The sequence below is a fragment of the Rhodococcus wratislaviensis genome, assembly GCF_041228765.1.
GTDB classification, from domain to species: domain Bacteria; phylum Actinomycetota; class Actinomycetes; order Mycobacteriales; family Mycobacteriaceae; genus Rhodococcus_F; species Rhodococcus_F wratislaviensis.
On record NZ_CP150488.1, the window covers coordinates 2,565,270 to 2,588,317 of the forward strand.

The window sequence follows — 23,048 nt, forward strand, 5'->3', positions numbered from 1 at the left end:
GTCAGGGGCTCGTTCGGTTCCGCCGCGCGCGGGCGAGCAACCAGAACAGTCCACCCGCGACGACGAACGTGGCGGTCGCGCCGATCACGCCCGCGACCCCGGTGAGATGCGACCGGCCGCCCACCGTGTAGTCGGCGAGCGGCGAGTCCGACAACGGATGGGCGGACGCGTTCTGGGCGATGCAGTCACCCACGAGCGTCTCCCCGGTATCGGTTTCCACGGTTTCGCACCCGCGAGTGGTCGCGGCATCCAGACCGTCCGGACTCGAGCTGGCGAGGTAGGAGACCGCGCCGGCGACGAGCAGCGCCACCAGCGCGAAGCCGAGAAGGAATCGGCGCAGCGAGACCGGCGACGACGTGCTCATGCCCGCACCTCGACTCGTCGCGGTGCCGTCCGCAGCAGGTACACGAGGTCGGGGCGCGCCTTCGCGACGGCCGTCACCGTGACGGCGGTGATGAGGCCTTCGCCGATGCCGATCAGCACGTGCGCCCCGAGCATGTACGCCGCCACCGCGCCCAGCGACGTCGAATCTCCGGATGTCGCATGACCGCCGATCGCGTACTCGAGGACGAAGCCCATCGACGCCGCCACCGTTCCGCACAGTGCCGCGGCGAATGCGAGTCCGCCGAGGACGCGGAAGCGAAGTCGCTGCTGTCGCACGACGAGCGGACGCAGGGCCACCGCGACCCCGTAGCCGACGACCACCCCGATGATCGCCATGTTGGTGATGTTCGCTCCCAGCGCCGTCAGCCCACCGTCGGCGAACAGCAGGGCCTGCACGATCAGCACGATCGAGACGCAGAGCATCCCGGTGTAGGGGCCGACGAGGATGGCGGCGAGCGCACCACCGAGGAGGTGTCCGCTCACACCGGGAAGGATCGGGAAGTTGACCATCTGGACCGCGAAGATGAAGGCCGCCACGAGACCGGCCATCGGTGCGGTGCGTTCGTCGAGTTCCGAGCGCGCGCGCCACGCGGCGATCGACAGTCCCGCCACCGCGACGACGACGAACAGCAGTGAGGTCGGCGCATTGATCAGGCCGTCGCTCATGTGCATTGCCACGGGTTCCACGGCGACTCCTCCGGCCGGCAGCTGATTCTTCGAAGTCTAGTTTCTCGTATGAACACTTGAACAGGTGTTCATGGGTGCGGGAAACGCGTGCGGGGCCCCCGCGAATGCCGGTTCAGTGCCAGGTGTGGTCGACGAGCGCCGTGCGGGGCCCGAATTTGGGTTTGACGGCCTGCCCGCTCACCTCCAGCAGCCGCACGGCGCGATGGCGGTGCGGCTGCAGCGGGGCCAGGTACTCCACCATCTCGGCGTCGTCGAGGGGCTTGCCGAGCAGCGACCACCCCACCATCGCGGCGAGGTGATAGTCGCCGACCGACAGGGCGTCGGGGTCGCCGAGCGCACGCTGCGACACCTCGGCCGCCGTCCAGATCCCGACGCCGGGGACGGACATCAGCCGGCGATTCGCTTCCTCGCGGGGGAGGTCGACGATCTTCTCGAGCCGGTCGGCTACCTGCGCGCAGCGGACGATCGTCCGGGACCGGTTCGGGTCGACGTTGGCCCGGTGGAATTCCCAGGACGGAACCCGCCGCCACACGTCCGCGGTCGGGGGCAGCCGCATCCCGTCCGGAGCGGGCCCGGGAGCGGGCCCGCCGAACTTCCACACGAGACGCCGCCACGACGCGAACGCGGCGATGCCGTGCACACGCTGCTCGAGGATCGCGGGCACGAGGGCCTCCATCACCCGGTCGGTGCGGCCGAGGCGCAGCTGCGGGAATCGGCGGTGGGCCTCGACGAGGATCGGATGGCCGGGGGCGAAGTCCGCGCAGTCGTCGTGGTCGCCGACGAGGCGGCCGAGTCCGGCGGACAGCTCGTGGGCGCCCGCACCCCAAGCCTGACAGCGCACCGAGTGGCGGTCGGTCTGGGTGAGGCGATAGGTGACCGGGCCCGACTTCTGCACCGACGTCCGCCAGATCGAGCCGTCGGCCGTCCGGCGGTGGCAGGGGTCGCCCTTGCCGCGTTGCAGCGGCTGCAACGACATGGCGACGTCCAGGGGACGCCGCGCGGTCACGGTGGTCTCGACCACCTCCAGCGAAACCGTCATCGAATGCAGCGTATCCACTCCGAAGGCGACCGCTACCGGCGGATGTCGGAGCGCGCACGTAAAGTCCCAGCCATGATCATCGTGAGTACCGACGGATCCTGCCTCCGCAACCCCGGTGGGGCGATCGGCTGGGCATGGGTCAATCACGAGGGTCCCAGCCAATCGGGTGGCGAACCCTCCGGGACAAATCAGATCGCCGAGCTGCGGGCCTTGCTCGAAGCGATCACCGCGCATCCCGGGGCCGATCCGCTGCTGATCGAGTCCGATTCCCAGTACGCCATCAAGTGCGCGTCGGAGTGGCTGCCCGGTTGGAAGCGCAAGGGCTGGAAGACGGCGGGTGGCGCTCCTGTCAAGAATCTCGCGCTGGTGCAGTCCATCGACCGGGCCATCGGCGAACGTCCCGGGCCCGTGCGTTTCCGCTGGGTTCGTGGTCACGTCGGCAACCACTACAACGAGATGGCCGACGTCCTCGCCGGCGAGGCGGCGCGCGCCGTCGCGTCCGGTGCGCTCGCGCCTGCACCGGTGACAGCGCCGGCCCCCGCGCCCGCACCGGCAGCCGTCGCGCCGTCCACCCCCGAGGCCGAGGACGCGTTCACCCTGTTCTGAGGCGGCCCCTGTTCTGATCCGCCGGGGTTCTGCGTCCGGCACTGCGTCGAGGAGAAGATTGTTGTCCGAGGATCTGCGGGTGCAGGAGTTCTGGCGTGCGCTGGGGCTGCCCGGCATCATCGACGTCCACACCCACTTCATGCCCGCGAACGTGATGGAGAAGGTGTGGGGTTACTTCGACGCGGTCGGTCCCCTCACCGGACGTGAGTGGCCCATCCACTACCGGCACGAAGAGGACGTCCGCGTCGAACACCTGCGCGGGTTCGGTGTCAGGCGGTTCACGTCCATGATCTATCCGCACAAGCCGGAGATGGCCGCCTGGCTGAACCAGTGGTCGGTCGAGTTCGCCGAACAGACCCCCGATTGTCTGCGGACGTCCACGTTCTACCCCGAGGAGTCCGCGGCCACATATGTCGCGGAGGCGGTCGAGTCGGGCACGCGCGTCTTCAAGTCCCACATCCAGGTGGGCGATTACTCGCCGAACGATCCGCTCCTCGACCCCGTGTGGGGTGTGCTGCAGGAGTCGGGTGTTCCGGTGGTCATCCATTGCGGATCGGGGCCGGCGCCCGGCACCTACACGGGCCCCGGCCCGATCGCCGAATTGCTGGCGCGGTACCCGAGGCTGCACCTGATCATCGCCCACATGGGTCTGCCCGAGTACCGGGAATTCCTGGACTTGGCCGACCAGTACACCAACGTGTATCTCGACACGACGATGACGTTCACGGACTACACCGAAGCGGCCACACCGTTTCCGCGCGACCAGGTGCACCGGCTGGCGGATCTGCAGGAACGCATCGTGTTCGGCAGCGACTTCCCCAACATCCCGTATCCCTACCTCGACGCACTCGAGGGACTCACCCGATTCGACCTCGGCGAGCCGTGGCTGCGGGCGGTGTGCCACGACAACGCGGCGCGACTCTTCGCGATCGACTGACAACCCGGTGCGGTGCCGCGTCGATCGGGTTCCGTGTCACCGTCATTCGCCCTCCGGCCAGTCGCCGTCGCTCTCGCCCGGGCGTAGGGTGCCGAACGTCCACTCGAAGCCCTCGAGGTCGAGGACCCGACAGCGATAGTTCCCCCATTGGGTGTCGGCGGGCTCCCAGACCGGGGTGGCGCCGGCCTCGATGGCGGTGGCATAGACCTCGTCGACTTCGCTGTCGGCGCCGACGCTGAGATACGTGCCGTGCCCGACGGTCTCGCCCCGGAGCGCAGGCCGGTCGTAGTTGCCGTCGTCGCTGAAGACCATGATGGCGGCGGCGCCTCGGCGCAATTCGGAATGCATGATCCCGCCGTTGTCGTCCGGGAACTCGAGGGTGGTCTCGAACCCGAACGCGCGCTCCAGCCAGCGCAGAGCGGCCGGGGCGTCACGGTAGGCGAAGTAGGAGTGCAGGGCGGCCGGGCGTTTCTCTGTAGTGGTCATGGGGCGACGATACGAACTATCGAGGTCAGCGACGGTCCTCGATAACTTCCGGCCGGGCTACCGTGCGCTAGAAAGGATTCCACCAGTTGATGAAGGCGATGTAGAGATTGGTCGGGAAGAAGAACTCCCAGTCCAATCCCATGTACGGCAGGTCGGGCAGTATGCCGATCATGATCCCGCCCCGTTGTTCGTCAGCGCGGCCAACAGGTGCAGCGGGTTGGCGATCGGCGGTGGGAAAATGTCGATGTCCACCCAGTTCATGAGACTCTCCTCGGGTCGTCCCGACCTACCCGGCGTATCGCCTGCGGGCGTGACCTGCGTTACCTCCCCGAGGCGCGGGGACTGTGTGCAGCGAGGACTTCCGCAGGCAGGAGAGTGCCCTCGGCAGGATTCGAACCTGCGACCTACCCTTTAGGAGAGGGTTGCTCTATCCCCTGAGCTACGAAGGCGCTGTGCACGCGCTGGGCGCACACCGAGGTGAGTGTAGCGGGAATGGTGGTGCGCTCGCGATGGGGAGGGCATGGTTGTCGCAGATGTTCTGGAAGTGACGACGGAACGGGAGACGCACATGTCCGAGATCGACTTGACCGACCTCGCTGCGCGGCACGACGGTTCGCTGAACTTGCACGGTTATCTGGCGAGGCCGACCGGTGAGGGTCCGTGGCCGGGCGTGGTGATGGTGCACGAGGCGTTCGGCTTGGACGATGTGATGCGTCGGCAGGCGGACAGGCTGGCGGCAGCGGGGTTTCTGACGCTGGCGCCGGACTTGTTCAGTGCAGGCGGGGCGCGACGCTGTCTGGTGTCGACGATGCGGGCGATGCTCTCGGGGAAGGGGCGGGCGTACGGGGACATCGAGGCCGCGCGTCAGTGGTTGTCCGGCTCGTCGGACTGCACGGGAAAGATCGGTGTCATCGGGTTCTGCATGGGCGGCGGGTTCGCCCTGATGACCCTGCACACGGGGTTCGACGCGGCGGCCCCGAACTACGGGGTCCTGCCGCGCGACCTCGCGGCGGCGGTGGCGGGTGCGTGCCCGGTGGTCGCCAGTTACGGCGGGAAGGACTTCGCCCTGCGGAACGCGGCGGCCAAGTTGGAGGCGGCGCTGACGAAGGCAGGCGCGACTCACGATGTGAAGGAGTACCCGACCGCCGGTCATACGTTCCTGAACGACGAACTGGCCGGCCCGAAGGTGCTGCATCCGCTGGCGAAGGTCACGGGGATGGTGCCCGACCCGGAAGCCGCCGCCGACGCGTGGAAGAGGATCGACGGTTTCTTCGGTGAGCACCTGGGTTGATCAGTGGATGTACTGGCGCGCACTCGAGGTGGCGTGCCGGTAGTCGAGACCGCATGCCCGGACGACCTGCCCGAGGCTGAGGTAGCCCTCGACGCTCGTGGCCTTCGCGAATTTGCCGTCGGCCCGCACCGTGACCGTGACGCTGGACGCGACCGAATCGACCCGCGCGAGCTCGTACTCGTCGACGCCGTCGGCGGCCTGAGCCACGCAGGTGACTGCGCCCTGGGCGTACGCGATCTCGATCAGGTCCTCGATCATGTGCAGGCTCCTCGCCTCGAAGTAACGAACTGAGGTTAGCCTTAGCTACTCGGCTTCTGTCAAGTCCCTCGATGCGGAATGCCGTCCTCGACCGTGGTCCGCGAGCGGTCCCGGCGTAACGTGACCCACGCTTTCGGACGGTGACAGCAAGGACTGAGAAGGGTTGCAGGTGTTCCATGGCTGACCGCACTTCCTCGACGGGCTCGATCGGATCGGAACCGGGTGATGGCTCGGGGGCAGGATCGGCGGGCGAGCCGCATCTCTCCCGGCAGCTCGCGAACCGGCACATCCAGCTGATCGCGATCGGCGGGGCAATCGGCACGGGACTCTTCATGGGGTCCGGGAAGACGATCTCGCTGGCCGGACCGTCGGTGATCTTCGTCTACATGATCATCGGTTTCATGCTGTTCTTCGTGATGCGCGCGATGGGTGAGCTGCTGCTCTCCAACCTGCATTACAAGTCGTTCTCCGACTTCACCGCCGACCTGCTCGGCCCGTGGGCCGGGTTCTTCACGGGGTGGACGTACTGGTTCTGCTGGATCGTCACCGGCATCGCCGACATCATCGCGATCTCCGGTTACGTGCAGTACTGGTGGCCCGACCTCCAGCTGTGGATCCCGGCGCTGGTGGCCATCGCGGCGCTGCTGCTGCTGAACCTGCCGACCGTGCGGGCGTTCGGTGAGACCGAGTTCTGGTTCGCGCTGATCAAGATCATCGCGATCGTCAGCCTCATCGTCGTCGGGCTCGTGATGGTGTTCGCGCACTTCACGTCGCCCAACGGGTCCGAGGCCGGCTTCGACAACCTGTGGAACGACGGCGGCATGTTCCCGACCGGGGCGATGGGTTTCGTGGCCGGATTCCAGATCGCGGTCTTCGCGTTCGTCGGTATCGAGCTCGTCGGCACCACCGCGGCCGAGGCGAAGGACCCGGAGAAGAACCTGCCGAAGGCCATCAACTCCATCCCGATCCGCATCCTGCTGTTCTACGTGGTCTCGCTGATCGTGATCATCTCGGTCACGCCGTGGCGTGAGGTCGTGCCGGGCGAGAGCCCCTTCACGGCGATGTTCACCCTCGCCGGTCTGGGGATCGCGGCCGGAGTCATCCAGTTCGTCGTGCTGACGTCCGCGGCCTCCTCGGCGAACTCGGGAATCTATTCGACGTCCCGGATGGTCTACGGCCTCGCGCAGGAGGGTGACGCCCCCGCCCGGCTCGGCAGGCTCTCCTCCCGCAAGGTTCCGGCCAACGCGCTGATGTTCTCGTGCGCCTTCCTGCTGTCGGCGATCGCGCTGCTGTTCTCCGGCGACTCCGTCATCGAGGCGTTCACCACTGTGACGACAATCTCATCGGTGCTGTTCATGTTCGTGTGGACGATGATTCTGGCCAGCTACATCGTGTACCGGAAGCGCCGGCCCGAACTGCACCAGGCGTCGAAGTTCAAGATGCCCGGTGGTGTGGTGATGTGCTGGGTCGTCCTGGCGTTCTTCGTGTTCCTCATCTGGGCGTTGACCCAGGAGGCGGACACCCTCGAGGCTCTTCTCGTCACCCCGGTATGGTTCGTCGTGCTCGGGATCGCGTGGGCGGTGATTCGCCGCCGTACCCCGCACCGCGCTCGCTACGCCGCTTTCAAGGCCGAGCTCGAGGAGCGCCGAACATAAACATTCGGTAACGGTGGCGCGGACCTATATCGTTTTGTTACATTCGTCGCCAGACAGAGGAGCCCACCCCGGATGGGGAGAGCTGCAATCCGACGACTGACGAGGTATTTACTGTGGGTTCCCACCACCGGGCGAACGGGTCTTCCATTCGCTTCGAGATCGATCCGGACGCGGCGCGCGGGCGCCATCGCAACCAGCAGACCGGAGCGGGTGTGGGCATCAAGGCCGCGACTGTTGCGGCCGCCACCGGAGCCATCGTTGTCGGTGCAGCCCAGCTGGGCGCCGGAAACGCTGCTGCCGCCCCCGTCGACTCCCACGAGACGAGCGGCGCGCAGACCCTGCCGGGCCTGCCGTTCGAGATCCCGGCCGGTGTCCTTCCCGCCGGCTTCGAACTGCCCGCCGACCTCGGTGCCGCCGCCCAGAACCTCGGCGGCCCGGACCTCGGCGCTCAGGCACAGCAGTGGCTGTCCAACGTCAACCCGGTCAAGCCGCACGCGGTGCAGCCGGTGTCGGGCAAGCTGACCTCCAACTTCGGTTCCCGCTGGGGAGCGCACCACGGCGGCATCGACATCGCGGCGCCCATCGGCACCTCGGTGCTCGCGGCTGCCGACGGCCAGGTCATCGACGCCGGAGCAGCGTCCGGTTTCGGGCTGTGGGTGCGTCTGCTGCACGACGACGGCACCGTCACCGTCTACGGACACGTCAACGATTACACCGTGAGCGTGGGGCAGCGCGTCACCGCCGGGCAGGAAATCGCCCACGTCGGTAACCGCGGCCAGTCCACCGGACCGCACCTGCACTTCGAGGTGCACGACGCGAGCGGAAACAAGATCGATCCGGGGCGCTGGCTGCAGGATCGCGGCGTGTCCGTCACCTGGGGCGACGCAGGCGCCAACGCGTAAGGGCCTATTCCGGCTCGAGGTCGTCGTCGTTGCGGAACACGAGTGGTCCGCTGTCGAGGGCGATCGCCCAGCGCCGTGAGACGGCCCAGTCCCGGCCGTACGAATCGTTGCTGATGTCCTGGACGCCGGCGAAGTCGTCGACGATGACGCCGGCCTCCAGGGGCCACTTCTTCTCGGCCAGTTCGTGATCGGCCGAATGCCGCGTTTTCACGCGCGTGCCCACGGAGAACTCTGGTTTCTTCTTGGAGTCGGTATCAGGCGTCATCTCAAAGTCCTTCCGCTCACCAGCGTCTGGTTCGAGGTTAGCCCGCCATCCCGCATTCGCGCGGGATGAACGGATATGCTCCCCCGTGAGCGCAGTTCGACGCGCAGTTGGGGAGTGGTATGGGTCGCGAAGTGACGTCTCGGACATTCACCCGAGCAGACCGGCGCCTGTTCCGGCAGAAGGTGCTCATGTGCGTCGACGCGCTCGAGAGGATGCTGCGGGAGGGCGCGTTCGCCGACGACGTCGACCCGCCGAGGCCCATGCTGGGCATGGAGATCGAGTTCAATCTCGTCCACGCCGACATGACGCCCGCGATGTCCAATCTCGCAGTCCTCGAGTCGATCGACGACGACGCCGTGTTCCAGACCGAACTCGGTCAGTTCAACGTCGAGATGAATGTCCGGCCGGGTCCCCTGATCGGTGAGGGGACGTTCGAGCTCGAACGCACCCTGCGCGCGTCGCTGCACGTCGCGGACGCGCGGATCCACGGGCACGACGCCCAGCTGGTGATGGTGGGCATGCTGCCGACGCTGCAGCTCGAGCACCTCGGCCGGGAGTGGATCACCGCGAATCCCCGCTACGAGCAGCTCAACGATCAGATCTTCGCCGCGCGCGGGGAGGACATCGAACTCGACCTCGAGGGTGTGCCGCTCGAGGGCCGGCTCGCCGAACAGCTGAAGGTGGACGCCAATTCGGTGCTCCCGGAAGCCGCGTGCACGTCCCTGCAGCTGCACCTGCGCGTCGCGCCGGACGAATTCGCCGCACACTGGAACGCCGCGCAGTGCCTGGCCGGTGCCCAGGTGGCGCTTGCCGCGAACGCGCCGTTCATGGCGGGCACGGCGTTGTGGCACGAATCCCGCATCCCGATCTTCGAGCAGGCGACGGACACGCGTCCGCTGGAGCTGAAGAACCAGGGTGTGCGGCCCCGGGTGTGGTTCGGGGAGCGATGGATCACGTCGGTCTTCGACCTGTTCGAGGAGAACTCCCGATACTTCCCGGCGCTGCTGCCGGAGGTCTCCGACGTCGATCCGGCGGCCGAGCTCGATGCGGGCCGGGTGCCGGACCTCAGCGAACTGCAGATGCACAACGGCACCATCTACCGGTGGAACCGCCCGGTGTACGACAGCGACGACGGCAAGCCGCACCTGCGGATCGAGAACCGGGTGCTGCCCGCGGGCCCGACGGTGCTCGACACGATGGCGAACGCCGCGTTCTACTACGGCGCGCTGCGTGGGCTCGTCGAATCGGATCGGCCGGTCTGGTCGCAGATGTCGTTCAACGCGGCCGAGGAGAACCTGCATGCCGGCGCGAAGTACGGCATGGACGCCGAGTTGTACTGGCCCGGTGTCGGGTTCGCGGGCGCCGACGAGCTCGTCCTGCGGCGGCTGCTGCCGATCGCTGACGAGGGGCTCGCCGCGTTCGGACTGTCCGCGAAGGCCCGCGACCGCTACCTCAGCGTCATCGAGGGCCGGTGCGTCACCCGGCAGACGGGGGCGTCGTGGCAGCGTGCGCAGGTGGTCCGGCACGAGAACGCCGGTCTGAGCCGCCCGGAAGCCCTGGCCGCCATGTTGCGTCAGTACGTGGAGAACATGCGCGAGGGCAGCCCCGTCCACACCTGGCCGGTGTGAACGGCGCCGCCGCGGTTCTCACACCGTCGCCGACCAGCTGTCGGGGCCGAACACCTCGTAGTGGATGTTCTCGGCGGGCACGTCCTTCGCGAGGAGCGCCTCGCGCATTCCGAGCATGAACGGCAACGGACCGCACAGGTAGGCGCGGGTGCCGGGCGCGATCGTGACCTCGCCGAGGTCCGCGCGTCCCTCTCGCAGGCTGCCCTCGGGCCGCCGGGCGCCCAGGTCCTCGTACCAGCGGTGCATCACCGCGAACGGCAGACGTTCCACCAGTTCGGTCAGCTCCGCGCGGTGTGCGTGACTGCTGGCGGACCGGTCGGCGTGGAGCACCGAGATCGGTCGGCTGTCCTCGGTGTCGGCGAGGTGGCTGAGCATCCCGATCATCGGCGTGCATCCGATGCCCGCGGACACGAGGAGAAGCGGCGCGTCGTCGTCCTGCAGGACGAGGTCGCCGAACGGCGTCGACACCGTCACGACGTCGTCTTCGAAGACATTGTGATACAGGAAGTTCGACACCTCGCCTGCTCGTTTCACCGAGATCCTCCAGTCGCCGCGCGACGGGGCCGACGACAGGCTGTACTGACGGATCTGGCGCGCGCCGTCCGGCAGGTGAACCGCGACGGAGAGGTACTGGCCCGGAGCGAAGGACGGAAGCGGCGAGCCGTCGAGTGACGTGAGCACGAACGACACCGTGTCGGCGGACTCGTGGCGGCGCTCGCGGACCCGCACGTCCCGCCACACGTCGCCGGCCGCCACCCCCGCCGAGGCGTAGAGGCCGGCCTCCATCGCGATCAGGGTCTCCGCCATCAGCCAGTACACCTCGTCCCAGGCCGCAGCGACCTCGGGAGTGACGGCGTCACCGAGGACCTCGACGATGGCCGCGAACAGGTGCGTGTGCACGATCGCGTACTGCGAGGGCTCGATTCCCAGTGAGGCGTGCTTGTTCGCGATCCTCGACAGGATGAGGTCGACGCGCGCCTGATCGGGCTCGAGTTGGAGGGCCGCGAACGCGGCGATTGCCCCGGCCAGCGCTTTCTGCTGCTCGCCCTGCTTCTGATTTCCGCGGTTGAACAGGTCACGTTCGAGTTCGGGGTGCGCGTCGAACATCTTGCGGTAGAACAGCGTAGTGATGTCCGAGATCGCGGCGCCGACCACGGGCAGGGTGGCGCGGATGACGTCCGTCGAGGTGGGCGAGAGCATGTCATTCTCCGATCGTTCGAGAAATCTGGGAGGTTGTGGCGGCGGTAACTCGCGGGAGGGCGAGCAGCACGGTTCCGGTGGGGGACCGGGTGAGGTCTTCGATCGTGAGGGCGTCCAGCGACTCGAAGAACGCGTTCTGCGCGCGTCGGAGAGCCGACCGCAGCAGGCACCCCGATCGCAGCGGGCACGGTTGGGCGCCGTCGCAGTCGACGACCTCCGCATTGCCTTCGAGTCGGCGGGCGAGCCAGCCGACGGACGCGGTGCGCCCGAGTTCGGTGATGGCCAGACCGCCCGCGCGTCCCCGGCGTGCGTCGACGATGCCGAGCTCACCCAGCCGGGTAATCACCTTGGCGGCGTGGGTGTACGACACCGACAGTTCCTCGGCGATCGCCCGGCTCCCCGGTCGTTCGCCGTCCCCGGCAACGGCCAGTCGCATGACCACCCGCAGTCCGAGGTCGGTGAACTGTGTGAGTTGCATGACCCGAACGTACTTTAATTCTCATCTCGGATACCAAATTTGTGACGGACGTCGCTGAGGTGAAGCTGGATCGGAAAATGCTGTGGCCCAGTCATATTCGCGTTGGACAGATGACCCCACGTTCTCATCATCGCCGAAGTCGGCCGCCGCCGCTACGGGCGGAGAGCCCGAGTCTGCAAGGACTTAAGTCCCTCCTCGAAAGGCGAAGGGCGGCAGACGCGAAGCGGAGGCCGGGGATAGTGTGAAGTCATGAGCACACGGGACCGCAACAGCGTCGTCGTCGGTGTCGACGGATCGGACACCTCGAAGTCCGCTGTCCGGGTGGCTGCCGAACTGGCCACCGAACGTGGACTGAACCTGAAGATCATCCACGCACTCGACTTCGCTCCGTACGGGTTCGGCGGTCCCTACATGGATTCGGGCGGCGTGTACGAGTGGGTGGAGGCGAGCGGCAAGGCAATTCTCGCCGAGGCGCAGGAGCAGGCGTTCGCGGTCAATCCCATCATCGACGTCCACACCGAACTGTCGATCGGCAGCAGCGCTCAGTGGCTCGTCGACCTGTCCGAGAACGCCCGGGTCGTGGTGGTCGGCGCGTCCGGGTCCGGAGCGGCCGCCACCGCACTGCTCGGGAACACGGCGATCAACGTCACCAGCCACGCGCACTGCCCGGTCGTCGTGGTTCGCGGTGACGCCCACGCAGGCGGGCCCGTCGTGGTCGGCGTCGACGGCAGCCCCACCAGTGAGCGGGCGATCTCGGTGGCCTTCCAGGAGGCGTCGCTAAGGAACGCGCCGTTGGTGGCCGTCCACGTCTGGAGCGACCTCGGACCGAAAGCGTTCGAGGACCCTCGGGCCGCGGCCCTGGTGCCGCAGGGGCTCGAGGAGGACGAACACGCCGTTCTCGCCGAGAGCCTCGCCGGCTGGCAGGAGAAGTACCCCGACGTGCGGGTCACCCGGGAGGTGTATATCGACAATCCGAGGGCGCGATTGCTCGAGTGGTCGAAGAAGGCCCAGCTGCTGGTGGTCGGCAGCCGGGGGCGCGGAGGTTTCAAGGGGATGCTGCTCGGATCGACCAGTAACAGCCTGGTCGGTGGTGCGCATTGCCCGGTAGTCGTCGTGAGGCCTGCACGCCCCTGACGCGATTGCTCGCAGTAGGGTCAGGGGTTGAAGCAGGAACAGGTTGCAGGTAACGCCAGGATTGGGGAACGACGTGCGCATAGGTATGGGCTTGAACTACAGCGGCGGTTTCGCCGAGACGGTCGACGAGGTCGCCGACCTGGAGAAAGCCGGGCTCGACATCGCGTTCGTGCCCGAGGCCTACTCGTTCGACGCGGTGAGCCAGATCGGCTACCTCGCCGCCAAGACCACGACACTCGAACTCGCTTCGGGCATCTTCCAGATCTACACCCGCACGCCCAGCCTGACCGCCATGACAGCAGCCGGCCTCGACTTCGTGTCGGACGGCCGCTTCGTGATGGGTCTCGGCGCCTCCGGCCCGCAGGTGATCGAGGGCTTTCACGGCGTCAAGTACGACGCCCCGCTCGGGCGCACCCGCGAGGTCGTCGAGATCTGCCGCAAGGTGTGGCGCCGCGAGAAGGTCGAGTTCCAGGGCAAGTACTACCAGATCCCGCTGCCCGCCGAGAAGGGCACCGGGCTGGGCAAGCCGCTGAAGATCATCAACCACCCTGTGCGTGATCGCATCCCGATCGTCATCGCCTCGCTCGGGCCGAAGAACGTGGAGCTGACCGCCGAGATCGCCGAAGGCTGGGAACCCATCTTCTACCACCCGGAGAAGGCCGCGAGCGTGTGGGGAGAGCCGTTGGCCAAGGGCAAGGCGAAGCGCGACCCGAGCCTCGGTGAGCTGCAGGTCTTCGCATCACCCGCTCTCGCCATCGGTGACGACGTCGAGCACATGCTCGACTGGGTTCGCCCCGGCCTGGCGCTGTACATCGGCGGCATGGGCGCGAAGGGCAAGAATTTCTACAACGACCTCGCGGTCCGGTACGGCTACGAGAAGGAAGCCGAGACCATCCAGGACCTCTACCTGTCGGGCAAGAAGGACGAGGCCGCCGCCGCGGTGCCGGACGAGCTGGTGCGGGCCGTGTCGCTGATCGGTCCGGAGAGCTACGTCGCGGAGCGGGTGGCCGCCTTCGCCGAGTCGGGGGTCACCACGCTCACCGTCACCCCGCTCGCCGCGGATCGTGCGGGCCGTGTCGCGTTGGTCGAGAAGCTCCGCAAGATCTGCGGGTAGCCCCGTAAACCCAGCAGTGCCCAGCCGGAATAATCAGGAAAGGTGACCATGACCGGAATCAAGCCGATCGTCGTGGGTGTGGACGGATCCGAGTCGGCCTCGGCCGCGGTGGCGTGGGCTGCGCGCGCCGCCGCCGCACTGTCGCTCCCACTGCACATCGTGACAGTGGTGCACATTCCTGCCTTCTACTACACCGAGCCGTACCTGGCCGAGAGTTTCAAGGAAGAACTCGAGGACACGGCGAAGTCCCGGCTGGGCAGTGCGCGGGTCCATGCCAAGCAGACGGTGGACGAGGCGCTCGACATCACTACCGAACAGCACGAGGGCAAGGTGAGCCAGACACTCATCGAGCTCTCCGCGAACGCGCACATGGTGGTGCTCGGTTCGCGCGGGCACGGTGAGTTCACCGGTCTGCTGGTCGGTTCCACCACCTCCGCGGTCGCCGCGCACGGCCATTGCCCGCTGGTGGTCGTGCGGGGGCGGACCATGGACGGTCAGCCGCCGACCGAGGGGCCGATCGTGGTCGGCGTCGACGGTTCGGAAAGCAGCAAGGCGGCGGTGGAAGTGGCGTTCGAGCAGGCCGCCGCCCGCGGTGCGAGCCTGGTCGCGGTCAATGTGTGGAGCGATGTCAGTGTGCAGCCGTCGCTCGGCGCCAGCCCGGAGGACCCGCTGTGGAGCAGCATCCAGACGGGTGAAGAGGTGGTGCTGTCGGAGCGCCTCGCCGGATACCAGGAGCGGTATCCCGACGTGACGGTCGAACGCGTCGTGGCGCGGGACCGTCCGGTGCGGGTGCTCAGCGAATTCGCCGAGAAGGCGCAGCTCATCGTCGTGGGCAGCCGTGGCCGGGGTGGCTTCAAGGGAATGCTGCTGGGCTCCACCAGCAACGCGTTGCTCCACACCGCGGACTGCCCGGTGATGATCGTCAGGCCGGAAAGCTAGCGCCCCCGATCACGACGATGGTGCGGTAGCCTTCGCTCGACTTCGCGGAGGAGGTTCGAGTGAAGGCAACCCGCACACTCCGGGGACTGGTCGCCGGCGCAGTGGTTTTCGGCGCGGTGGCCTCGGTCCAGCCGGCTATGTCGCGTGCCGACACCGGCACGGTGCTGCGCTTGCCTGCGAGCGATTCGAACATCGGCGTCAGCACACTCGAACTGGTGGATCACGATCGCGTCGATCCGTGGACGCCGGGCCGTGCGCGATCCATCCCGGTGACGGTCACCTATCCCGCCGGATTCGCCGCGGGCGGAACCCGCCCGCTTCCCGTCGTCCTCTTCTCGCCGGGCTTCTATGTGCCGCGGACCCTGTACACGGTCGCCGCCGAGGACCTCGCGAGCCGCGGCTACGTGGTGATCAGCATGGATCACACGGGTGAGGCCCTCGCGACGGTGTTCCCGGACGGCCGCGTCGTCACGGCCCAGATCACCGATCCGTACTCCGCCGACACCCAGAAGAAGGCGCTCGACACCCGGGTGGAGGATGCGAGGTTCGTCATCGACACCGTCGAATCCCTCTCCCGCGGCGACGACCCCGACGGGATCGGCCGGCTACTGCCGGACGGTCTTCCCGCGGCCGTCGATCCCGACCGGATCGGGATGTTCGGTCATTCGATCGGCGGAGCCACGACCACGCAGGTCGTCCTCGACGATCCGCGTGTCGACGCCGGAGTCAATGTCGACGGAGCGCTCCTGTATGCGAACACGGCGAGCCCGATCGTCTCCCAGGATCCCGGCACCCCCCTGCTCAGCGTGCTCAACTCGCGTCACGCCGAGAGCCCCGAAGGCCGGGAGAGGTTCTGGGGGCAGTATTTTGAGACCCCCCGGTCCTGGAGCAAGGTCTACGCACTGCGGGACACCGGGCACTTCAGCTTCACCGACGCCGAGCACTACGTCCCGCAGGCGATCCCCGATCCCCCGGGAATGGATGTGCCCGCCGGCTTCAGCCTCGGCGCGGCTCCCCGCCAGGAGGTGGTCGACACGACGAACGACCTCGTGGCGGGGATGTTCGACCGCTTCCTGAAGGGGGACCCGCACCGGAACTCGACGACGCCGCGTCGCGGTACCCGCTGGTCTTCGAGGTGCGTTAGCGGGCTGCCACGCGTTCGCCGCGGCGTGCCTCGCGGGCGAGCGCGCGGTCCCGGGATTCCTCGAACCGGGCCGCCTTGGCTTCCAGGTTCTGCAGGAACGCCGCGAGTTCCTCGCGGCAGCGTTCACCGTCCGGTCCGAAATCGTTACGCTCGAACATGTTCCACTTGCGAAGCACGGGCAGGACGACGTCGTCGAGGTGCTGGCGCAGGTCGTAGATCCCGCCCTTCGCGATCAGGACCGCGTTGCGGCGGAAGTTGTGCATTCCCGCGCCGGGCATCTGGAAGTTGGTCACCACCTTGTGGATCGCGGCAATCGCCTGATCGGGTGCGACGTCCAGGGCGGCACCGACGATGTTGCGGTAGAACATCATGTGCAGGTTCTCGTCGGCCGCCACCCGGGCCAGCATCCGGTCCGCGATCGGATCACCGCACGCCTTACCCGTGTTCCGGTGCGACACCCGGGTGGCCAGTTCCTGGAACGTCACGTACGACACCGAATCCAGCATGGACCCACCGCCGGGATCGAAGCCCTGGGTCATGTGGTCCATCCGGGCCAGCTCGAGCGCTACCGGGTCGACCCCGCGCGTCACGACCAGATAGTCCCGCATCACGATCGAATGCCTGTTCTCCTCCGCGGTCCACCTGCCCACCCACGTGCCCCAGGCGCCGTCGAGTGAGAAGTGCTGGGCGATCTCGCGGTGGTAGGACGGCAGGTTGTCCTCGGTCAGCAGATTGGTGATCATCGCCGCCCGCGCGGTGTCGCTGAGCCGGGACTGCTCCGGATCCCAGTCCTCGCCGCCCAGCGCGGCGAAGTTGCGGCCGTCGTCCCACGGGACGTAATCGTGGGGATGCCAGTCCTTGGCCATGGCGAGGTGCCGGTTGACGTTGTCTTCGGCGACGTCCTCGAGTTCGTGCAGCAGTTCGCGGTCCGTGAGTACGCGGCTCACAAGGGCACTCCGTTTCTGTTCTGTCAGTATCCGATTCGCAGGATCAGTTGTGGATAGCCCGGCACATCGAGTCGACGTGCCAGCCGATGCGCCGAATCGTCGACGCGAAGCGGGTGGGAGAGGACGGAGGCGCCCAGCCGGGCGTCGACGGCGGTCAGCCACGCCCGTTCGACCGAGATTCCGGTGCGGACCAGGTCGATCGACTCCTGCGTGTCCGACACGAACACGAGGACGGTCTCTCTCTCGATCGCCGCGGCGAGTCGTGCCGAATCGGGGACGCCGCGGGTGACGACGGTCCGGATTGGGTCCACCGACTCGTGACCGCCCTGCGGCAGCCAGTGCGACGTCCACGGGAAGAGGTCGCGCTGGTGGCCGGGATCCTGCCGAACCCGGTCGGCGGAATAGAGAAGCACGTCGGCGAGCGCGGGCGCCTCGTCCGCGGCGAGCAGCCGAGCACGGACGCCCTCCATCTCCGCCGCGGCGACAATGTCGGCGATGGTTGCCGCGGGAACCGGTATGTCGGCGAACGCTTCTCGATGACTTCGACGGCGGGCCATGGCGGAGAAGAGTCTCAGCTCGGTGCTCGACGGGGAAGCTGTGCCCACGGCCCGAACGGTCGCGACGAGGTCGGGCCTGCGCGGATCGGGCAGCAGGTCGGTCTCGATCTTCTTGCCGAGCGCCCGCAGCGCGAGTTCCACGTTCGCGACACCCGCACCGCACGAGATCACGCGGTCGGCGCGCGGTGTGTCCGTGAAACCGCGACGCTCCGTGACCTCCGCGCACCTGCCGTCCAGCCGCAGATCCCACGGCTGCGTGTCGTGGACCGACGGAGCCGAGACGATGGCGCGGGAGACCACCTCGATGTCACTGAGCGACCAGCTGTTCATCGCGACCTCCAGTTGTGGTGTCCGGGTGTTCCCCCGCAACCTCAGTTTTCCGCGCACCGCGGCGCCTGCGCTTGGGTCGAAGGTCCCCAATGCGTGAGGGAGAGGTCCCGGAGGGGTGGGCACCGGTCGCCGGCGCGGTACGGTTCGAGGAGAAGACGGTGGAGGTGCAGACATGACCACGCGGGTGTTCCTGGTCGACGACCACGAGATCGTGCGACGAGGCCTGGTCGACCTACTCGGCAGCGTGCCCGACCTCGAGGTGGTCGGGGAGGCCGCGTCCGTCGGCGAGGCGATGGCACGGATCCCGGGCAGCGGCGCCGACGTCGCCGTGCTCGACGTCCGGTTGCCCGACGGCAACGGCGTCGAACTGTGCCGGGACCTCCGCGCGGCCCTGCCCGAACTGCGGTGCCTGATGCTCACGTCGTACTCCGACGACGAAGCGCTGTTCGACGCCATCATGGCCGGCGCGTCCGGATTCGTCCTCAAACAGATCCTCGGCACCGACCTGGTCGCGGCCGTGCGGACGGTGGGGGAGGGCGGTTCGCTGCTCGACAGCAGGGCGACATCGGCGCTGATGAACCGGATCAGGTCCGCGCGCCGGGAAGACCCGCTGGCGGAACTGTCCGAGCAGGAACGCGCCGTGTTCGAGTTGATCGGCGAGGGGCTCACCAACCGGGAGATCGCCGAGCGGCTCTTCCTCGCCGAGAAGACGATCAAGAACTACGTGTCGCGGCTGTTGTCCAAACTCGGGATGCAACGACGCACGCAGGCGGCCGTGCTGGCCACCGAACTACGCAACCAGCGCTGAATTCTTCATCACGTCAACGGAACCCGCCAGGTGACGACGGTCCCACCGCCGGCGGCGTCGACGGTGCAGATGCCGCCGCAGTGCTCGGCGCGCCGATCGAGGTTGTCCAGTCCGCTGCGCCGGGCGCCGTCGGCGATCCCGATGCCGTCGTCCGCGACCGTCACGGTGAGGTCGTCCCCGGCGGCCACCGAGATGTCGATGGTAGTGGCCCGCGCGTGCCGCAGCGCATTGCTCAGGGCTTCCCGCAGCACCGCCTCCGCGTGCTGGTGGATGCGGCTGGGCACGAGAGTGTCGATGGCGCCGGAGAACTGGACGTTCGGCGCGATCGGTGACTGGGACGTGAGGTCGCCGATCACGTCGAGGAGGCGACGGCGCAGACTGGTCGCGGACGCGATGCCGGTGGCCTGCAGATCGAAGATGGTGGTGCGGATCTCGCGCACCGTGCGATCGAGTTGCTCGACCGCGGTGGCCACGATGGAGCGCACGCCGTCCGGGACGTCTCCGACTGCATGCGTGCTCTGCAGGCTCATGCCGGTGGCGAACAGTCGCTGAATGACGTTGTCGTGCAGGTCCCGCGCGATCCGGTCGCGGTCGGCGAGCACCGACAGCAGGCGTTGCTTGCTCTGCTGATCGGAGAATTCCACCGCGACGGCAGCCAGGTCGGCCACCGATTCGAGTCGGGCGACCTCGTCCGGATCCCATGCAGTGTTGCCACGCGCCGTGACCACCAGGATCCCGCCGACCCCCGACGCCGTCGACAACGGCAGCACCGCGGCCCGGCCCGCCTCGGCGGAGAACGGTGCGAGACCGTCGAGACCCGTCAGCAGTGCGGGAGTGCGGGAGCGCAGCACGTCGGCGAACGGTTCGGCCTGGGTGGCGATTCGGAAGGTGTCGCGTAGTGGCCGCACCGTGCTGTCCGCCCCGACCACCGCGCCCTCGCCGAGCGTGACGACGATGAAGACCTCGTCGCCGCTGGACAGTTCGCGTACCTCGGCGGCGAGTGTGTGGAGCGTTTCGTCGAGTGATCCGCCGACCATCAGCCGGGACGTGATCGCCGCGACGGCCGTCAACCACCGCTCCCGCGTCCGCGATTCCTCGAACAGCCGCGAATTCTCCACCGCCACGCCTGCCGAGGTCGCGAGCGCGCGCAGGATCACCTCGTCCTCGTCGGTGAACTCGGGTCCGCTGAGTTTCTCGGTGAGATAGATGCTACCGAAAACCTTGCCCCGCATCATGATCGGCATGCCCAGGAAGCTCTTCATCGGGGGATGATTGGGTGGGAAGCCGATCGACCCCGGGTGATCGGCCAGATTGGCGAGGCGCACCGGGCGAGGGTCGTGGATCAGCAGTCCCAGCAGGCCGAGGCCTTCGGGCAGATGGCCCATGTCCGCACGCTCTTCGGGCGTGATGCCCTCGTAGACGAACTCCGACAGGCCCCCGTCGGGGGCGTGGACACCGAGGGCGCCGTACCGGGCGTCGAGCAGGGACGTCGCCGAAGTGACGATGCGCTGCAGGGTGGAATCCAGCTCAAGTCCCGACCCGACCACGAGGACCGCCTCGAACAAGCGCTGCAGACTTCGGCGGGTGGGGACCACGTCGGCGAGCCCCTCCCGAAACTCACTGATCCTCGCCTCGTGCCCACCGTCCGATCCCATGTCTGCAGCATAGGTCCGGGGGCGGCGTAACGCCGCGAACCGGGGCGTCGATAAGGGCTCGAGTGTTTACTCATTCGAACTAATGCTTACCCATTGACGTGACGAGGGAGAAGAAGAATGAATCGACGGCACTTCGGGCGACGGGTCGCGGCAGGTCTGACCGCTGCAGTGGCAGCGACGATGATGTTCACCGGTGTCGTGTCGGCGCAGCCCGCAGATTCCGCCCCCGTCGTCGACCCGGCCACCGCGATCGCGAAGCTGCGCACCGTCGCCGCCGGGAACCCCGAGGCCGAAGCGGCACTCGAGCGACTCGCCGCGTCGCCGACCGACACCGCGGCAACGAACATCGCCCTCCCCGGCCAGATCTTCCAGATCCCCGCGTACTCCGACACCGGGCAGGGCGGTCCGGTCCTCGGACAGCTGTACGGCGCGGGCGTGGCGACCAACATGAGCAACCAGTTCCGCTTCGGATTCTTCGGCGGCCCGGGCGTCATCGCGAACGACCAGACCGGCGCCGAACTGGACGTCGTGTACTACAGCTTCGCCACCGGTGCCAGCGGCATCGTGAAGCTGGACCAGAACAACGTCGCGGTTCCCACGGTCGTCTCCTCGCCGCCGGTCGCCGGGCTCGGCAGTGGTCTCGTCGTGGCGGCCGTGTACGGCTCGCTGAACCATCAGGTGGGACCGAACGTCGTCAAGAGCACGATCTGGTGGCCCACCCTGGGCACCGTGCTCGCCTGACCGTTCGAGAACTCAGGTGGCAGGTTCGGCTCCCGGCCGGGCCTGCCACCACTCTCTCCAGCGCTCTTCGAGTTCGGCCCACTCCTCGTCGTCCAGGTCGTAGGCCGCCAGCAGGATCTGCGCGCCGCCGTTGGGGCGTGCCGCGTTGACGGGCTGCTCGCCGAACTGCAACAGTCCCGGGCCGAGGTCGTCGACACTCACCGCGGTCTGGTGTTCGCCCACGAAACACACCACCCCGTGCAGCAGATCGCCCGTCTCGGCGACCACGGTGAAATGATCGCCGACCGTCATGCCCTCGAGTTTGTCGAGGCCGAGCAGGTGCCGCGCCGAATCACCCTCCGCGACCGGACCTTCGAGGAACAGCGTGCGACGCTCGTCGAGTCCGTGCCGCTCGATGCCGAACTTGAGGAACTGCAGGAACGTGGTCCAGCCCTCGGTGACGTCGTCGTACCAGTCGTCGGCGGCGGGGTCGCCGCTGCGGGGCGGGCGGGTGATCCGCACCAGCGTGGTGCCCTCGTGCTCGTGGAGACTGAACTTGTCGGCGCCGTTCAGGGCGAGAGTGAAGGCGGCGGCGTCCTCCTTCACGTCGTCGAAGTAGATTTCCCTGATCTCGTCGGCCAGGCCGGCGTAGTCCCAGCCGTGCCAGCGCCGGATCAACTCCGGGTCGCGCAGGGCAGGCCACACCACCGACGGCGCCGCAGCGACAGACACCTCGATCACGGTCTGGGATTCGGTCACGCGTTCTCCTGCGTCTTCACTGTTGCCGGTCCGACATGAACCACCGACCGCCAGAAATGCACCACCATGACGACGAACGCCACGCACCACACGGTGAATGCACACCACAGTTCGGCACTACCGACGATACCGACGAGCGGAAGATGGTCCGCACACCCCAGGTAGATGCCGGCGACCGCGTACATGCCGAGCGGGAACACGATGCTCCACACGGTGGCGTCGTAGCGCAATGGCACCTTGTGCGCGACGTGACGCCACCATCCGGCGGCCACCAGGACCGGGATCAACCACGTCGCGAACGCCCAGAACACCACCGCGAGCCCGCCGATGAGGCCGCGCGTGGCGTTCACCATCGGCGCATCCTCCATCTCGACGATGCGTGATCGCACACGCACCCATCGACACCCAGTACGGCGCCGTGAGGTCCCGGGGCCGGAGCGGATACAGCATCATCCGCGCGGCGACGGCCACCGACTGGGCGGCGACCACCCAGATGAACCAGGTTCCGTTGGCGCGCGCCACCACCGGACGTTCCGAGGTGCCGAGCACGGCGGTCCACGGAACGACGTAGCCGAGCGCGATCCAGGTCAGTGCCGCGACGGTGAGGAGCATCGCGGTGACGGTATGGTGGCCGTCCATCGCCAGGCGCACGCCGAGCACGTCGGTCCCCGGGATGAACGTGAAGAATCCGAATCCGCGACTCGCATCGGGCAGGTCGTCGACGACCTCGCGGCGGTACCCCACGAGCCGCCAGAGCTCCGAACGGAATCTTCGACACGGTCGAGCACGACCGTCACATGGCGACGGTGAGCAGGAACGCGACGTCCTCGATCGCCTCGACGCTGTGCCGATCGGTCGGAAGGACCAGCAGATCGCCGGTGGAACCCTTCCACGAGTCCTCGCCGGACACGAGGTTCAGTTTGCCGCTGAGAATGAACAGGGTGGCCTCGCCCGGGCTCTCGTGTTCGGCCATCTTCTGGCCCGCGGCCAAGGCGATGACAGTCTGTCGGAGGCTGCGCCGATGCCCGCCGTACACGGTCTGCGAACTGCGGCCGCTGGACGTCCCGCCTGCCAACTTCAGTTGCTGACGGGCAAGGGCGGTCAGTGACTTCTTGTCCATGAGGT

General features: G+C 67.7%; 27 protein-coding genes, 1 tRNA gene and 1 pseudogene. 13 read left to right on the forward strand and 16 right to left on the reverse strand.

The annotated features are described in order from the left end of the window. Position 1: 1 nt before the first annotated feature. The 3 genes from WKC72_RS11545 to WKC72_RS11555 all read right to left on the reverse strand — a co-directional run bounded on the left by WKC72_RS11545 (position 2) and on the right by WKC72_RS11555 (position 2,110). Complete coding sequence (locus tag WKC72_RS11545; protein ID WP_112300958.1) at positions 2-364, reverse strand: PDGLE domain-containing protein; 363 nt, start codon at positions 362-364, stop codon at positions 2-4. Beyond that, the gene (locus WKC72_RS11550) at positions 361-1,056 is read right to left on the reverse strand and encodes an energy-coupling factor ABC transporter permease (RefSeq protein ID WP_268792283.1); all 696 of its coding nucleotides are present in this window, start codon (positions 1,054-1,056) and stop codon (positions 361-363) included. The genes WKC72_RS11545 and WKC72_RS11550 overlap by 4 nt, the downstream gene beginning before the upstream one ends. A gap of 127 nt (positions 1,057-1,183) precedes the next feature. Beyond that, positions 1,184-2,110, reverse strand: a complete 927-nt coding sequence (locus tag WKC72_RS11555; protein WP_128641465.1) for a DNA-3-methyladenine glycosylase — start codon at positions 2,108-2,110, stop codon at positions 1,184-1,186. Positions 2,111-2,182: 72 nt separating this feature from the next. On the opposite strand from WKC72_RS11555, the gene WKC72_RS11560 reads away from it, so the two are divergent. Together WKC72_RS11560 and WKC72_RS11565 are read left to right on the forward strand one after the other, a co-directional pair. Beyond that, positions 2,183-2,716 (forward strand): ribonuclease H, encoded by a 534-nt coding sequence (locus WKC72_RS11560; RefSeq protein WP_037230776.1) that lies wholly within the window; start codon positions 2,183-2,185, stop codon positions 2,714-2,716. A gap of 61 nt (positions 2,717-2,777) precedes the next feature. Beyond that, the gene (locus WKC72_RS11565; protein ID WP_037231023.1) at positions 2,778-3,653 is read left to right on the forward strand and encodes an amidohydrolase family protein; all 876 of its coding nucleotides are present in this window, start codon (positions 2,778-2,780) and stop codon (positions 3,651-3,653) included. Positions 3,654-3,695: 42 nt separating this feature from the next. Here the strand turns inward: WKC72_RS11565 and WKC72_RS11570 are convergent, their stop codons facing one another. Next, on the reverse strand, positions 3,696-4,139 hold the full coding sequence (locus tag WKC72_RS11570; RefSeq protein ID WP_370182661.1) for a VOC family protein: 444 nt from the start codon (positions 4,137-4,139) through the stop codon (positions 3,696-3,698). 376 nt (positions 4,140-4,515) lie between these two features. Further along, positions 4,516-4,588 (reverse strand) — tRNA-Arg (locus tag WKC72_RS11575). A 71-nt stretch (positions 4,589-4,659) separates the two neighbouring features. Between WKC72_RS11575 and WKC72_RS11580 the strand changes: the two genes are divergently transcribed. Next, positions 4,660-5,430, forward strand: coding sequence for a dienelactone hydrolase family protein (locus tag WKC72_RS11580; RefSeq protein WP_370182663.1), 771 nt, complete (start codon positions 4,660-4,662; stop codon positions 5,428-5,430). On the opposite strand, the gene WKC72_RS11585 is transcribed toward WKC72_RS11580, so the two are convergent. Further along, the gene (locus WKC72_RS11585) at positions 5,431-5,688 is read right to left on the reverse strand and encodes a hypothetical protein (RefSeq protein WP_105415257.1); all 258 of its coding nucleotides are present in this window, start codon (positions 5,686-5,688) and stop codon (positions 5,431-5,433) included. Between the two features lie 176 nt (positions 5,689-5,864). On the opposite strand from WKC72_RS11585, the gene cycA reads away from it, so the two are divergent. After that, positions 5,865-7,343 (forward strand): D-serine/D-alanine/glycine transporter, encoded by a 1,479-nt coding sequence (cycA, locus tag WKC72_RS11590; RefSeq protein WP_174233846.1) that lies wholly within the window; start codon positions 5,865-5,867, stop codon positions 7,341-7,343. Between the two features lie 113 nt (positions 7,344-7,456). Next, positions 7,457-8,245, forward strand: coding sequence for a M23 family metallopeptidase (locus WKC72_RS11595; RefSeq protein WP_037230771.1), 789 nt, complete (start codon positions 7,457-7,459; stop codon positions 8,243-8,245). A gap of 4 nt (positions 8,246-8,249) precedes the next feature. Here the strand turns inward: WKC72_RS11595 and WKC72_RS11600 are convergent, their stop codons facing one another. Continuing rightward, a complete protein-coding gene (locus tag WKC72_RS11600) occupies positions 8,250-8,510 on the reverse strand; it encodes a hypothetical protein (RefSeq protein WP_005251602.1) in 261 nt (86 codons plus the stop codon). 119 nt (positions 8,511-8,629) lie between these two features. Between WKC72_RS11600 and WKC72_RS11605 the strand changes: the two genes are divergently transcribed. Next, complete coding sequence (locus tag WKC72_RS11605; protein WP_112300953.1) at positions 8,630-10,138, forward strand: glutamate--cysteine ligase; 1,509 nt, start codon at positions 8,630-8,632, stop codon at positions 10,136-10,138. A gap of 18 nt (positions 10,139-10,156) precedes the next feature. On the opposite strand, the gene WKC72_RS11610 is transcribed toward WKC72_RS11605, so the two are convergent. Continuing rightward, positions 10,157-11,338, reverse strand: coding sequence for a globin domain-containing protein (locus WKC72_RS11610; RefSeq protein ID WP_037230769.1), 1,182 nt, complete (start codon positions 11,336-11,338; stop codon positions 10,157-10,159). A 1-nt stretch (position 11,339) separates the two neighbouring features. Then, entirely contained in the window at positions 11,340-11,816 is a 477-nt protein-coding gene (locus WKC72_RS11615; protein ID WP_037230768.1) for an Rrf2 family transcriptional regulator, read from the reverse strand. A 249-nt stretch (positions 11,817-12,065) separates the two neighbouring features. Between WKC72_RS11615 and WKC72_RS11620 the strand changes: the two genes are divergently transcribed. The 3 genes from WKC72_RS11620 (at position 12,066) to WKC72_RS11630 (ending at position 15,003) form a co-directional block, all read left to right on the forward strand. Next, positions 12,066-12,950: a universal stress protein gene (locus WKC72_RS11620; protein WP_037230767.1), complete on the forward strand. Its 885-nt coding sequence runs from the start codon at positions 12,066-12,068 to the stop codon at positions 12,948-12,950. 73 nt (positions 12,951-13,023) lie between these two features. Next, entirely contained in the window at positions 13,024-14,064 is a 1,041-nt protein-coding gene (locus WKC72_RS11625; protein WP_268789637.1) for an LLM class F420-dependent oxidoreductase, read from the forward strand. Positions 14,065-14,112: 48 nt separating this feature from the next. Then, positions 14,113-15,003 carry a universal stress protein gene (locus tag WKC72_RS11630; RefSeq protein WP_037230765.1) on the forward strand — a complete coding sequence of 297 codons (891 nt, stop codon included), beginning with the start codon at positions 14,113-14,115 and terminating at the stop codon, positions 15,001-15,003. On the opposite strand, the gene WKC72_RS11635 is transcribed toward WKC72_RS11630, so the two are convergent. Then, the gene (locus WKC72_RS11635; protein WP_370182666.1) at positions 14,987-15,208 is read right to left on the reverse strand and encodes a hypothetical protein; all 222 of its coding nucleotides are present in this window, start codon (positions 15,206-15,208) and stop codon (positions 14,987-14,989) included. The genes WKC72_RS11630 and WKC72_RS11635 overlap by 17 nt on opposite strands. Between WKC72_RS11635 and WKC72_RS11640 the strand changes: the two are divergent. Then, a pseudogene (locus tag WKC72_RS11640) lies at positions 15,141-15,878 on the forward strand (alpha/beta hydrolase family protein); the annotation flags it as partial. The gene WKC72_RS11635 and the pseudogene WKC72_RS11640 sit on opposite strands and share 68 nt — an antisense overlap. Before the next feature lie 265 nt (positions 15,879-16,143). Here WKC72_RS11640 and WKC72_RS11645 read toward each other — a convergent pair. Next, the gene (locus WKC72_RS11645) at positions 16,144-17,094 is read right to left on the reverse strand and encodes an acyl-ACP desaturase (RefSeq protein ID WP_370182667.1); all 951 of its coding nucleotides are present in this window, start codon (positions 17,092-17,094) and stop codon (positions 16,144-16,146) included. A 23-nt stretch (positions 17,095-17,117) separates the two neighbouring features. Further along, a complete protein-coding gene (locus WKC72_RS11650; protein WP_112300985.1) occupies positions 17,118-17,981 on the reverse strand; it encodes a nitroreductase family protein in 864 nt (287 codons plus the stop codon). A 172-nt stretch (positions 17,982-18,153) separates the two neighbouring features. Here WKC72_RS11650 and WKC72_RS11655 point away from each other — a divergent pair, with 172 nt between their 5' ends. Further along, the gene (locus WKC72_RS11655) at positions 18,154-18,789 is read left to right on the forward strand and encodes a response regulator transcription factor (protein WP_037230763.1); all 636 of its coding nucleotides are present in this window, start codon (positions 18,154-18,156) and stop codon (positions 18,787-18,789) included. Positions 18,790-18,797: 8 nt separating this feature from the next. On the opposite strand, the gene WKC72_RS11660 is transcribed toward WKC72_RS11655, so the two are convergent. Continuing rightward, positions 18,798-20,444, reverse strand: coding sequence for a GAF domain-containing sensor histidine kinase (locus WKC72_RS11660; protein WP_037230762.1), 1,647 nt, complete (start codon positions 20,442-20,444; stop codon positions 18,798-18,800). A gap of 117 nt (positions 20,445-20,561) precedes the next feature. Between WKC72_RS11660 and WKC72_RS11665 the strand changes: the two genes are divergently transcribed. After that, complete coding sequence (locus WKC72_RS11665; protein WP_009474921.1) at positions 20,562-21,185, forward strand: hypothetical protein; 624 nt, start codon at positions 20,562-20,564, stop codon at positions 21,183-21,185. 12 nt (positions 21,186-21,197) lie between these two features. Here the strand turns inward: WKC72_RS11665 and WKC72_RS11670 are convergent, their stop codons facing one another. Together WKC72_RS11670 and WKC72_RS11675 are read right to left on the reverse strand one after the other, a co-directional pair. Then, complete coding sequence (locus WKC72_RS11670; protein WP_370182668.1) at positions 21,198-21,923, reverse strand: SRPBCC domain-containing protein; 726 nt, start codon at positions 21,921-21,923, stop codon at positions 21,198-21,200. Beyond that, positions 21,920-22,276: a hypothetical protein gene (locus WKC72_RS11675; RefSeq protein ID WP_370182669.1), complete on the reverse strand. Its 357-nt coding sequence runs from the start codon at positions 22,274-22,276 to the stop codon at positions 21,920-21,922. Before WKC72_RS11675 ends, WKC72_RS11670 begins: the two co-directional genes overlap by 4 nt. Positions 22,277-22,302: 26 nt before the next feature. On the opposite strand from WKC72_RS11675, the gene WKC72_RS11680 reads away from it, so the two are divergent. Further along, complete coding sequence (locus WKC72_RS11680) at positions 22,303-22,494, forward strand: hypothetical protein (protein ID WP_370182670.1); 192 nt, start codon at positions 22,303-22,305, stop codon at positions 22,492-22,494. 222 nt (positions 22,495-22,716) lie between these two features. On the opposite strand, the gene WKC72_RS11685 is transcribed toward WKC72_RS11680, so the two are convergent. Beyond that, positions 22,717-23,043, reverse strand: coding sequence for a cupin domain-containing protein (locus tag WKC72_RS11685; RefSeq protein WP_005254209.1), 327 nt, complete (start codon positions 23,041-23,043; stop codon positions 22,717-22,719). Positions 23,044-23,048: the final 5 nt, after the last annotated feature.

Coding starts and splice junctions, on each gene's coding strand:
- WKC72_RS11580 (WP_370182663.1), top strand. CDS start 4,660: ATGGTTGTCGCAGATGTTCTGGAAGTGACGACGGAACGGGAGACGCAC.
- WKC72_RS11600 (WP_005251602.1), bottom strand. CDS start 8,510: ATGACGCCTGATACCGACTCCAAGAAGAAACCAGAGTTCTCCGTGGGC.
- WKC72_RS11650 (WP_112300985.1), bottom strand. CDS start 17,981: ATGAACAGCTGGTCGCTCAGTGACATCGAGGTGGTCTCCCGCGCCATC.
- WKC72_RS11660 (WP_037230762.1), bottom strand. CDS start 20,444: ATGGGATCGGACGGTGGGCACGAGGCGAGGATCAGTGAGTTTCGGGAG.
- WKC72_RS11560 (WP_037230776.1), top strand. CDS start 2,183: ATGATCATCGTGAGTACCGACGGATCCTGCCTCCGCAACCCCGGTGGG.
- WKC72_RS11655 (WP_037230763.1), top strand. CDS start 18,154: ATGACCACGCGGGTGTTCCTGGTCGACGACCACGAGATCGTGCGACGA.
- WKC72_RS11665 (WP_009474921.1), top strand. CDS start 20,562: ATGAATCGACGGCACTTCGGGCGACGGGTCGCGGCAGGTCTGACCGCT.
- WKC72_RS11685 (WP_005254209.1), bottom strand. CDS start 23,043: ATGGACAAGAAGTCACTGACCGCCCTTGCCCGTCAGCAACTGAAGTTG.
- WKC72_RS11620 (WP_037230767.1), top strand. CDS start 12,066: ATGAGCACACGGGACCGCAACAGCGTCGTCGTCGGTGTCGACGGATCG.
- WKC72_RS11555 (WP_128641465.1), bottom strand. CDS start 2,110: ATGACGGTTTCGCTGGAGGTGGTCGAGACCACCGTGACCGCGCGGCGT.
- WKC72_RS11585 (WP_105415257.1), bottom strand. CDS start 5,688: ATGATCGAGGACCTGATCGAGATCGCGTACGCCCAGGGCGCAGTCACC.
- WKC72_RS11615 (WP_037230768.1), bottom strand. CDS start 11,816: ATGCAACTCACACAGTTCACCGACCTCGGACTGCGGGTGGTCATGCGA.
- WKC72_RS11630 (WP_037230765.1), top strand. CDS start 14,113: ATGACCGGAATCAAGCCGATCGTCGTGGGTGTGGACGGATCCGAGTCG.
- cycA (WP_174233846.1), top strand. CDS start 5,865: ATGGCTGACCGCACTTCCTCGACGGGCTCGATCGGATCGGAACCGGGT.
- WKC72_RS11605 (WP_112300953.1), top strand. CDS start 8,630: ATGGGTCGCGAAGTGACGTCTCGGACATTCACCCGAGCAGACCGGCGC.
- WKC72_RS11675 (WP_370182669.1), bottom strand. CDS start 22,276: ATGGTGAACGCCACGCGCGGCCTCATCGGCGGGCTCGCGGTGGTGTTC.
- WKC72_RS11545 (WP_112300958.1), bottom strand. CDS start 364: ATGAGCACGTCGTCGCCGGTCTCGCTGCGCCGATTCCTTCTCGGCTTC.
- WKC72_RS11610 (WP_037230769.1), bottom strand. CDS start 11,338: ATGCTCTCGCCCACCTCGACGGACGTCATCCGCGCCACCCTGCCCGTG.
- WKC72_RS11550 (WP_268792283.1), bottom strand. CDS start 1,056: ATGCACATGAGCGACGGCCTGATCAATGCGCCGACCTCACTGCTGTTC.
- WKC72_RS11570 (WP_370182661.1), bottom strand. CDS start 4,139: ATGACCACTACAGAGAAACGCCCGGCCGCCCTGCACTCCTACTTCGCC.